Source organism: Aeromonas sp. QDB56, assembly GCF_027705505.1.
In the GTDB taxonomy this organism is placed as follows: Bacteria; Pseudomonadota; Gammaproteobacteria; order Enterobacterales; family Aeromonadaceae; genus Aeromonas; species Aeromonas caviae.
Genome location: NZ_JAPDBZ010000185.1, coordinates 1 through 6,100 on the forward strand (window position 1 = coordinate 1; position 6,100 = coordinate 6,100).

Below are 6,100 nucleotides of genomic sequence, written 5' to 3' on the forward strand. Positions count from 1 at the left end.
TACCTGAAGCAACACCGCTTATATACCCGCACACTTGGAATTATTTGAGTCTCTAAAAATGAGGGGATCTCTGAGGGATGAAGGTGTATTTATTTTGGGGTAATATCCAGACACATTTCATCTTGCTATGACTCAAAGGGATCATGAGAAGCATCACACCAGGAAGGGTGCTGTCGCGAGAGCAGCAGACGGAGATCACCCGGATCATCGTCAAGGCGGGCCAGATGCTGGCCCAGTTTGGGGCGGAGAGCCGCATCATCGAGCAGACCACGGTCCGCCTGGGCATGGCGCTCGGGCTGGAGAGCGTCGAGATGGCCATCTCTTCCAGCGCCATCGTCCTCACCAGCCTCTACCAGGGCAGTTGCGTCACCACCACCCGCCGGGTGCGGGAGCACGGCATCAACATGCAGGTGGTGTGCGAAATCCAGCGCATCTGCATCATGACGGAAAAGTCGCTTACCGGCGCGCGCGAGGTACGTCAGCGCCTCGAGGCCATCACGCCGTTCCACTATCACCCCTGGCTGGTGGTGCCCATGGTGGGGCTCTCCTGCGGTGCCTTCAGCCTGCTGTTTGGCGGTGACTGGCCCATCTTCCTGGTGACCTGCTGCTCGGCCTCGGTCGCCATGCGGGTGCGCCAGCTCATTGCCCGCCATCACCACAGTCCCCTCATCAACTTTGCCGCCACCGGGTTTATCGCCACCCTGCTCGCCACCAGCGCCACCTTCTTCGGCTGGGGCGAACAACCCTATCTCGCCATGGCCGCCAGCGTGTTGCTGCTGGTGCCGGGATTCCCGCTCATCAATGCGGTCTCCGACATGGTGAAGGGTTACTTCAACATGGGGCTGGCCCGCTGGGGCACGGCGACACTGCTGACCATCAGCGCAGCCATAGGGATCATTCTCGCCATGTCGGTCACCGGGATCTGGGGGTGGAAGGTATGAAGATCTTTGACGTTGTATCGACCCTGTTGATCGGGGCAAACCGGCTATCCATCAGCGCGTGGAACCATATCGGGATCATGCTCGCCATGTCGGTGACCGGTATCTGGGGGTGGAAGGTATGAAGATCTTTGACGTTGTATCGACCCTGTTGATCGGGGCAAACCGGCTATCCATCAGCGCGCGGAACCATATCGGGATCATGCGCGCCATGTCGGGGACCGGTATCTGGGGGTGGAAGGTATGATGGAACTGCTCTGGCTGCTGGCCAAGGATGCCTTCTGGTCGGCCATTCCGGCGGTGGGCTTTGCCATGCTGTTCAACGTGCCGCCACGGATGCTCAAATACTGCGCCATGGGGGGCGCGTTGGCCCACAGTCTGCGTACCCTGCTCATCCACTACGGCATGCCCATCGAGTGGGCCACCCTGGCAGCGGCGACCACGGTCGGCTTTGTCTGTGTCTACTGGTCGCGCCGCCTGCTGGCACCGCGCCCGGTGTTCAGCGTCGCCTCCATCATCCCCATGATCCCGGGCAGCTATGCGTTCAAGACCATGATCGCCATTGTGGAGCTCAATATCTCCGGGGTGACCATGGAGCTGCTTCAGAGCGCGGTGGAGAACGGCCTCAAGGCGCTGTTTATCGTGGGGGCCCTGAGTTTCGGTTTGGCGATCCCCTCTCTGGTCGTGTACCGTAACCGCCCCATTATCTGACGACGGTGCGAGAGGTTGACCCCATGATGATTTCCATGATTGCCGCCATGGCCCATGATCGGGTGATAGGGCTGGACAACCAGATGCCCTGGCACCTGCCGGCGGATCTGGCCCACTTCAAGCGGGTCACCCTGGGCAAGCCGGTGCTGATGGGGCGCAAGACCTTCGAGTCCATCGGGCGACCGCTGCCCGGGCGCCGCAATCTGGTGATCAGCCGCAACCCCGACTACCGGGCCGACGGCGTGGAGGTTATCGACTCGGTGGAGGCCGCACTGGCGCTGCTGGCGGGCAGCGACGTGGCCGAGCTGATGGTGATCGGGGGCGGTCATCTCTACGGCCAGCTGCTACCACGGGCCGACAGGCTCTATCTGACCCGTATCGATCTGGCGGTGGAGGGGGATACCCGCTTCCCGGCCTTTGACGAGGGCGACTGGTCCTGCATCGAGCGCGAGTCCCATCAGCCTGACGAGAAGAACCCCCATCCCTACTGTTTCGAGACCTGGCAGCGGCGCTGAGCCCTCTGATGCCATGAAGAGCCCCTTGCGACAGCAGGGGGCTTTTTTGTGCCCTGTTGCCGCAAAGAGAAGGGGGCTGAACCGGCATGGTTGAAGTTGCCTGAAGCAATACCGAGTGCGCGGCATCAAAATGATTAGCAATGTAATTAAATGGCCATTAATCGCTCCGATGGGGGCCATCCTCCCCACCCTCTCTTTTCGCCTGCTGCTAACGCCTTTTAATCATTAATGAAATGTGCTGCAAGTGCATCGATACTGTGGTGGCCCTGTCTGTTATAGGCGTTTTTATCGTGATTTAATGGATTTTTATGAATGAAAATAACCAATAAAAATCAATGAGTTAAATTTAACCTTTCCAGGTTGGCTTCAATTGGTTCTTTTGTTTGGGTGTGAAATTGCTTAGTGTTAAAAGTAATTGGCTCACGTTCGACGGTTTGCCAGGCAAGGCGTCGGCCAAGAAAAAAGGACAATATGACAGTCAAACTCGAGGTCAAATCCCTCTACAAAATCTTCGGCGATCAGCCGGATAAAGCGTTCAAATTGCTGGCGAAAGGGCATGATCGCGCCAGTATCCTGAAAAAGACCGGACAGACCCTGGGGGTCCAGGATGTCAATCTGTCCATCAACGAAGGGGAGATCTTCGTGGTGATGGGCCTCTCCGGTTCGGGCAAGTCCACCCTGGTGCGTCTCTTCAACCGGCTGATCGAGCCGACCCGCGGCCAGGTGCTGATCGATGGCGAGGACATCGCCGCCATCTCGGAGCGCGAACTGCGCCGGGTGCGCCGCAAGAAGATCAGCATGGTATTCCAGTCCTTCGCCCTGATGCCGCACCTGAGTGTGCTGGAAAATACCGCCTTCGGGCTGGAGCTGGCCGGTGTACCGCTGGCGGAGCGCCAGCAGAGCGCCCGTCAGGCGCTCCATCAGGTGGGGCTGGGGCAGTGGATAGAGGCTTATCCGGATGCCCTCTCCGGCGGCATGAAGCAGCGGGTCGGTCTGGCCCGGGCCCTTGCCAATGACCCCGACATTCTGCTGATGGACGAAGCTTTCTCCGCGCTGGATCCCCTGATCCGCACCGAGATGCAGGATGAGCTGCTCAAGCTGCAGGCCAGCCAGCAGCGCACCATCGTCTTTATCTCCCACGATCTGGACGAGGCAATGCGCATCGGCGATCGCATCGCCATCATGCAGGATGGCCAGCTGGTGCAAGTGGGCACCCCGGACGAGATCCTGAACCAGCCCGCCAACGACTATGTGCGCGCCTTCTTTCGCGGGGTGGATCTGGCCCATGTGTTCAGCGCCCGCGACGTGGCCAGCCGCAAGCAGGTGCCTCTCATCAAGAAACACACCACCGACGGGCCGGGCAACGCCCTGCGCCAGCTCAAGGAGCTTGAGCGGGAGTTCGGGTACGTGGTGGATCGCAGCCGTCGCTTCCTCGGGGTCGTCTCGGTGGAGTCGCTCGGTCAGGCGGTAAGGGCCAAAGGCAGCCTGGAGCAGGCGTTGCTGGCGGACATCCAGCCCATTCTGGCGGACACCGCCCTCAATGAACTGATCAGCCAGGTGGCGGCCGCTCCCTGTCAGGTGCCCGTGGTCGAGGAGGATGGCTCTTACCTCGGCCTCATCTCCAAGGCCAATCTGCTCAACACCCTGGACAGGAGTACCCCGGCATGAAGCTGATGAATCCCCATTTCTTGCTGAGCGGGCTGCTGGCCCTGGTGCTGCTGGCGAGCCCTTCCCTGCGGGCCGATGAGGTGGCGGCAGACCCCTGGAGCACGCCTGCGTCCGCCGAGGTGTCCGATCCCTGGGGCAGTACCGACACCCAGGCTACCGACTGGCAGAACCAGATCGAAGCCGCCGACACCACAACCGCCATCGACTGGCTGGATCCCTTCCAGCAGGCGCTGGTGCCGCTGGATACCTGGGTGGAAGGGGGCATCGGCTGGCTGGTGGAGAACCTGCGGCCGCTGTTCCAGCTGATCCGCGCACCGGTGGAGCTGACCCTGAACGCCATGACCCATCTGCTGCAGACGGTGCCCTCCACCCTGATGATGGGGCTCCTGGCCCTGCTTGCCTGGCAACTGGTGAACGGCCGCATGGCGCTCGGTACGCTCGTATCTCTTGTGGGGATCGGGCTCATCGGGGCCTGGTCCGATGCCATGGTGACCCTGTCCCTGGTGCTGACCTCGCTGTTCTTCTGCGTGCTGCTGGGGTTGCCCACCGGCATCCTGCTGGCCCGCAGCGAGCGGCTCTCCACCTGGACCCGGCCGCTGCTGGATGCCATGCAGACCACCCCGGCATTCGTCTACCTCATCCCCATCGTGATGCTGTTTGGCATCGGCAACGTGCCCGGGGTGGTGGTGACCGTCATCTTCGCCCTGCCGCCCATGATCCGGCTCACCATGCTGGGCATTCGCCAGGTGCCCACGGATCTGGTGGAGGCGGCCCACTCGTTCGGTGCCAGCCCCTCCCAGTTGCTGTTCAAGGTACAGCTGCCGCTCGCCATGCCCACCATCATGGCCGGGGTCAACCAGACCCTGATGCTGGCGCTCTCCATGGTGGTGATCGCCTCCATGATCGCGGTGGGGGGCCTCGGCCAGATGGTGCTGCGCGGCATCGGCCGGCTCGACATGGGGCTCGCCTCCATCGGCGGCCTCTGCATCGTGCTGCTGGCCATCGTGCTCGACCGCCTCACCCAGGCGATGGGGCAACCGGATCGCACCCGTACCGGCCGCTGGTATCAGCACGGCCCCGCCGCCCTGCTGCTGCGTCTGACCGGTCGTGACAAGAAAATCGATTACAAAGGAGTAAATGCATGAGACAGACCACCAAAGGATTGACCCTGGGCACAGTGCTGCTGAGTGCCCAACTGCTGAGCCCGCTCGCCATGGCCAGCGCCGAGTTGCCGGGGGAGGGGGTTCGCGTTCAGCCCTTGCAGAGCTCCTTGCCGGAAGAGGCCTTCCAGAGCCTGCTGGTGAGCAAGCTGATGGCGCGTCTGGGTTACGATGTTCAGCCCGCCCAGGAGGTGGACTACAACGTGGCTTATGCCTCGGTGGCCCAGGGAGACGGCACCTTCCTCGCATTCAACTGGGTGCCGCTGCAGGACAACAAGTACGAGCAGGCGGGGGGCGACAAGGTGTTCTTCCGTGAGGGCACCTATGTGGCCGGTGCCGCCCAGGGGTACCTCATCGACAAGAAGACCGCTACCCAATACGGCATCACCAACCTGGGCCAGCTCAAGGATCCCGAGGTGGCGGCGCTGTTTGACGGGGATGGCGACGGCAAGGCCGACCTCATCGGTTGCAACCCCGGCTGGGGCTGCGAGGGGGCGATCAACCATCACCTCGATGCCTTTGGTCTGACCCCCACGGTGGCCCATAAGCAGGGCAACTACGCGGCGCTGATCGCCGATACCCTGGCTCGCTACCAGGCCGGCAAGCCGGTGCTCTATTACACCTGGACCCCCTACTGGCTCAGCAGCGAACTGGTGCCGGGCAAGGATGTGGTGTGGCTGGAAGTCCCCGCCGACGCCCCGGATGCGGCCAAGACCCGCTTGCCGAACGGCAAGAACTACGGCTTTGCGGTGAACACCATGCACATCGTTGCCAACAAGCGGTTTGCCGAGGCCAATCCGGCCGCCGCCAAGCTCTTCTCCATCGTCAAGCTGCCGCTCAATGACATCAACGTGCAGAACGGCCTGATGAACAAGGGGCAGAACAAGCCGGCGGACGTGGAGCGTCATGCCGACGCCTGGCTCAAGGGCCACGAGGCACTGGTGAACGACTGGCTGAATCAGGCGCGCGCCGCCGCCATGTAATGAAGGGCGTTACATCACCCTTTTGCGCAAAGAAAAACGCCCGGCAACTGCCGCAATGCTGTTCAGATAAGCACATTTTTGACTAATTATTCATAAATGCGACTTGAGTTGGGGGAGCAAGGCTG

7 protein-coding genes are annotated in these 6,100 nt (G+C 61.6%); all 7 read left to right on the forward strand.

Translation table 11 applies throughout. The features are described 5' to 3' along the window. The first annotated feature begins 143 nt into the window (after positions 1–143). The 7 genes from OKB81_RS18895 to proX all read left to right on the forward strand — a co-directional run bounded on the left by OKB81_RS18895 (position 144) and on the right by proX (position 5,975). Positions 144–941: a threonine/serine ThrE exporter family protein gene (locus OKB81_RS18895; RefSeq protein ID WP_160839400.1), complete on the forward strand. Its 798-nt coding sequence runs from the start codon at positions 144–146 to the stop codon at positions 939–941. Beyond that, positions 938–1,063, forward strand: coding sequence for a hypothetical protein (locus OKB81_RS18900; protein WP_263639559.1), 126 nt, complete (start codon positions 938–940; stop codon positions 1,061–1,063). The genes OKB81_RS18895 and OKB81_RS18900 overlap by 4 nt, the downstream gene beginning before the upstream one ends. A 118-nt stretch (positions 1,064–1,181) precedes the next feature. Then, positions 1,182–1,649, forward strand: a complete 468-nt coding sequence (locus OKB81_RS18905) for a threonine/serine exporter family protein (protein WP_010675437.1) — start codon at positions 1,182–1,184, stop codon at positions 1,647–1,649. Positions 1,650–1,672: 23 nt separating this feature from the next. Beyond that, complete coding sequence (gene folA / locus OKB81_RS18910) at positions 1,673–2,164, forward strand: type 3 dihydrofolate reductase (RefSeq protein WP_024946467.1); 492 nt, start codon at positions 1,673–1,675, stop codon at positions 2,162–2,164. A gap of 471 nt (positions 2,165–2,635) precedes the next feature. Next, the gene (gene proV, locus OKB81_RS18915) at positions 2,636–3,832 is read left to right on the forward strand and encodes a glycine betaine/L-proline ABC transporter ATP-binding protein ProV (protein ID WP_270805373.1); all 1,197 of its coding nucleotides are present in this window, start codon (positions 2,636–2,638) and stop codon (positions 3,830–3,832) included. Then, complete coding sequence (gene proW, locus OKB81_RS18920) at positions 3,829–4,977, forward strand: glycine betaine/L-proline ABC transporter permease ProW (protein WP_270805374.1); 1,149 nt, start codon at positions 3,829–3,831, stop codon at positions 4,975–4,977. Before proV ends, proW begins: the two co-directional genes overlap by 4 nt. Next, the gene (gene proX / locus OKB81_RS18925) at positions 4,974–5,975 is read left to right on the forward strand and encodes a glycine betaine/L-proline ABC transporter substrate-binding protein ProX (RefSeq protein WP_160839396.1); all 1,002 of its coding nucleotides are present in this window, start codon (positions 4,974–4,976) and stop codon (positions 5,973–5,975) included. The genes proW and proX overlap by 4 nt, the downstream gene beginning before the upstream one ends. Positions 5,976–6,100 lie beyond the last annotated feature (125 nt).

What these genes read in the sequence shown, in the direction of transcription:
- proV (WP_270805373.1), top strand. Translation starts at nt 2,636, where the DNA reads ATGACAGTCAAACTCGAGGTCAAATCCCTCTACAAAATCTTCGGCGAT.
- OKB81_RS18895 (WP_160839400.1), top strand. Translation starts at nt 144, where the DNA reads ATGAGAAGCATCACACCAGGAAGGGTGCTGTCGCGAGAGCAGCAGACG.
- proX (WP_160839396.1), top strand. Translation starts at nt 4,974, where the DNA reads ATGAGACAGACCACCAAAGGATTGACCCTGGGCACAGTGCTGCTGAGT.
- proW (WP_270805374.1), top strand. Translation starts at nt 3,829, where the DNA reads ATGAAGCTGATGAATCCCCATTTCTTGCTGAGCGGGCTGCTGGCCCTG.
- folA (WP_024946467.1), top strand. Translation starts at nt 1,673, where the DNA reads ATGATGATTTCCATGATTGCCGCCATGGCCCATGATCGGGTGATAGGG.
- OKB81_RS18900 (WP_263639559.1), top strand. Translation starts at nt 938, where the DNA reads ATGAAGATCTTTGACGTTGTATCGACCCTGTTGATCGGGGCAAACCGG.
- OKB81_RS18905 (WP_010675437.1), top strand. Translation starts at nt 1,182, where the DNA reads ATGATGGAACTGCTCTGGCTGCTGGCCAAGGATGCCTTCTGGTCGGCC.